6 protein-coding genes are annotated in these 3237 nt (G+C 60.1%); 2 read left to right on the top strand and 4 right to left on the bottom strand.

Annotated elements, in window-relative coordinates; translation table 11 throughout:
- Positions 1 to 56 precede the first annotated feature (56 nt).
- The 3 genes from AC1DVH_RS28430 to AC1DVH_RS28440 are packed head-to-tail and all read right to left on the bottom strand — an operon-like array spanning position 57 to position 1385.
- Positions 57 to 761, bottom strand: a complete 705-nt coding sequence (locus AC1DVH_RS28430; RefSeq protein ID WP_477756586.1) for a YoaK family protein — start codon at positions 759 to 761, stop codon at positions 57 to 59.
- 25 nt (positions 762 to 786) lie between these two features.
- Positions 787 to 1116 carry a DUF6388 family protein gene (locus AC1DVH_RS28435; RefSeq protein ID WP_477756587.1) on the bottom strand — a complete coding sequence of 110 codons (330 nt, stop codon included), beginning with the start codon at positions 1114 to 1116 and terminating at the stop codon, positions 787 to 789.
- Between the two features lie 20 nt (positions 1117 to 1136).
- Positions 1137 to 1385 carry a hypothetical protein gene (locus AC1DVH_RS28440; RefSeq protein ID WP_008015571.1) on the bottom strand — a complete coding sequence of 83 codons (249 nt, stop codon included), beginning with the start codon at positions 1383 to 1385 and terminating at the stop codon, positions 1137 to 1139.
- A 148-nt stretch (positions 1386 to 1533) separates the two neighbouring features.
- On the opposite strand from AC1DVH_RS28440, the gene AC1DVH_RS28445 reads away from it, so the two are divergent.
- Positions 1534 to 1884, top strand: coding sequence for a hypothetical protein (locus tag AC1DVH_RS28445; protein ID WP_414876178.1), 351 nt, complete (start codon positions 1534 to 1536; stop codon positions 1882 to 1884).
- A 126-nt stretch (positions 1885 to 2010) separates the two neighbouring features.
- Here the strand turns inward: AC1DVH_RS28445 and AC1DVH_RS28450 are convergent, their stop codons facing one another.
- Entirely contained in the window at positions 2011 to 2436 is a 426-nt protein-coding gene (locus tag AC1DVH_RS28450; RefSeq protein ID WP_477756588.1) for a GNAT family N-acetyltransferase, read from the bottom strand.
- Positions 2437 to 2602: 166 nt separating this feature from the next.
- On the opposite strand from AC1DVH_RS28450, the gene AC1DVH_RS28455 reads away from it, so the two are divergent.
- The gene (locus AC1DVH_RS28455; protein ID WP_477756589.1) at positions 2603 to 3190 is read left to right on the top strand and encodes an NUDIX domain-containing protein; all 588 of its coding nucleotides are present in this window, start codon (positions 2603 to 2605) and stop codon (positions 3188 to 3190) included.
- Positions 3191 to 3237 lie beyond the last annotated feature (47 nt).

Consider the following 3237-nt stretch of genomic DNA (forward strand, 5'->3'; position numbering starts at 1 on the left):
CAGCCTGCGGCAGCTCCTACACAGCCTGCGGCAGCTCCTACATGGAGATTGAGGTGTTAGCGCGGCATATACCCCAACTGCCAGCGCCGCGGGATCTTCAACGACAACACCCCGAGTCCGGCAGCCAGYAGGCCACTGGCAAACAACGCCTTGAGCCCCAGGTGGTGTTCCAGCACGGCACCGAGTACCGCGCCGGCGAACATGCCGGTCCAGGGGATCAGTTGCACGCGCCAGCCGTTACGACGCTCACCGAGCATCCAGCGGCCCAGCCCGCGGCCGAAACGCGACAGGGCGCCGGTGACGTAAGTCAGGCCCACCGGCAGGCCGTTCACTTCTTCCACCGCGGCGTTGAGCATTCCCATGGCGATGATCGCTGCCAGCAGTGCGGGCAGTTGCGCGTCGAAAGGCCAGGCCGCGGCGGCGCATAACAACGTGGCAATGCTCAGCAACAAGGGCAGGGCCCGGCGTCTGCCTAGCCGGCTGACGATAATGCCCAGCGCGTTGCCGACGATGAAGGTGGCGACGAGGATCACCAGGCGCAGGGTCAACCCAAGGTCGCCAGTACTGATGGCGACAGCCATCCGGGTGGTATTGCCGCTCATGAACGAGACGAAGTCGCCGCTGGCCATGAAACCGATGGCGTCGGTCATGCCGGCGAGCACCGAGAGCATGGCCACCAGGCTCAGGCCTATGCGCCCGCGCCATTTCTGCGTGTGCAAGTGACCGGGGCTGGCGTGGGTCCTGGCGGTGTTGGGCAGCATCGGCGATGGTATCCCTGAACAGTGCTTAGGGTTTTATCCCATTCAACTCGCAATATTCCAGCCAGTCCATGCCGGCCATTTCCGCCACTTCCCGGTGCACTTCCAGGCGCTGCGCTTCGTAATCCTGGGGTGTGGCGGTGGTTAACTGCAACGTCAGTTCCCAGGCGAACAACTTCTGGCGTTCTGCTTCAGCTTCAAACGCTTCGTGCAGCCGTTCCTCGCGATACTGAGCCGCCGTTTCACCCTTGGCCTGAGCCAACAGCGGGTTGAGGTGGTCGAGTTCTTCGCGCAACTCGGGGCGCGCCTCGAGAAACTTCTTGAGTGCTTGCTCATGCTGCAGTTCGGTTGCCGCCATGGTCGCTCCTTGATAACGGATTACGAGGATTGCTTCTTGCTGGCCTTGGCCGCTGCCGCCAGGCATTCGAGGGCAAACTGTTCGGTGTAGGTCATCTGGATCGGCGTGGTTTCGCCTTTGACGGTTCTTTCGCCGTCGAGGATGTAGCGAATCCGCTTGTCGGTGACGCCGATTCGCTTGGCTATCCAGGAAGGCGTCTGGCCGATCTGGCTGATCAGCTTGTCGGCATATTCAGTGCTCGGTTTGTAGAACTCGGCATTAGGTGTCATCAGGTTTCCAGTCAGGGGTGCGATGCAGCGTTAATGGCGCGACAGGGTGCGCGAATCGTCGCGCGCTGTCGCGGTATAAATGCAGTAAAGCAGAACGATACGGGCTGCCGGGGTGATAAAGTCCGCTTTTTCCCGATGAGTGAATGCAATGCGAATTCTGATGGTGGCGCTGGCCGTGACGTTGCTGGCCGGATGCGCCGGCTCGGCGATGAACGACGCCCGCACCAAGGCCCCGTACAAGACCCTGAACTCGGAAAAACCGGCAAAAGACGTCGCCCAGTGCGTGCAGTTTTCCTGGCAGGACGAGGCCGTGTTCGGCGTCGATGCCGCTGCCTATTTGCAACCAGGGGATAAGGGCGGCACGACCGTTTACACCCGTTCGGCGGAGTCCTTCGTCGACGTGACCACCGATGCCTCGGGCACGGTGTTGAGCTACTACGCACAGAAGGACGATTTCGTGGCCAAGCGCCGCTTGGCGGCGTTGGCGACTTGCCTGTGACCTGAAGGCTAACGCAAGTCCCCTGTGGGAGCGAGCTTGCTCGCGATAGCGGATTGTCTTCAACATTGATGCCGACAGACCTGACGCCATCGCGAGCAAGCTCGCTCCCACAGGGATTTGTGTGTGTCAGTAGCTCAGGCGCTTCTGGAAGAAAAAGTGCTTGTGCCCCGGCGGGTAGTCGGCAATGTGTCCGATCTCGCTGTAGCCGCATTTCTTGTAGAACTCCGGCGCCTGGAATTCAAAGGTGTCGAGCCACAGCCCGACGCAGCGTCGTTCCCGCGCCAGGTCCTCGGCCATCTGCATCAGTTTCGAACCCAGGCCCTGTCCCCGGGACTGTTCCGGCACCACCAGCAAGTCGATGTACAGCCACTGGTAAAACAATCGGCCATGCAGGCCGCCGAGGATTTCGTCGTTGTCGTCGCGCACCAGCAAGGCGATGTGCTCAGGCACGTTACCTTCGGCCTTCGAGCCGTTGTAGGCGCGCAGCGGTTTGAGGATGGCCTGGCGTTGTTCTTCCGTGGGGTTTTGCGACAGTTCGATACGCAGGTTCATGGCTATATCCATATGGCATTGAAGCCGCAGCCTATCCCGGTTGCAGCGATTGTTCCATCCCCGGAAAAGTTGAACCGTCGCCAAGGCGGCGCTTGCTTGAGGGGGCAAATGCTGTCCGTTTTCACTTAACATGTGGACCCTCAGACAAATAACAGGACGCGTTGTCATGTCGAACACAGCCGAGCGGGTCAACATCCTCGAGTCTCAGGTGTTGTCCCACGACTGGTACCTGCTCAGGAAAATCACCTTTGATTACCAACGCAACAACGGCGAGTGGCAACGCCAGACGCGAGAGGTCTACGACCGTGGCAATGGTGCGGCGATTCTGTTGTACAACCGCGAAAAGAGAACCGTGGTACTGACCCGGCAATTTCGCTTGCCGGTGTTCGTCAATGGCCACGATGGCCTGTTGATCGAAGTGGCGGCGGGGCTGCTGGAAGGCGCGGCGCCTGAAGACCGCATCCGCGATGAAGCCGAGGAAGAGACGGGTTACCGCGTGCACCATGTGCAGAAGGTGTTCGAGGCGTACATGAGCCCGGGTTCGGTGACGGAAAAGCTGCACTTTTTCATTGCCGAGTACGATGCGAAGTCGAAAGTCAGCGACGGTGGTGGACTGGAGGCGGAAACCGAGGAACTGGAAGTGCTGGAGTGGGCGTTCGAGGATGCGCTCGAAGCGTTTTACCGCGGCGAGATCTGCGACGCCAAGACCATCATGCTGTTGCAGTATGCGGCGATGAAACCCCTTTTCAATTAAACGCAATCTCCCGTAGGAGCTGCCGCAGGCTGCGATCTTTTGATCTT

This window comes from Pseudomonas sp. P4_C3 (assembly GCF_056402075.1).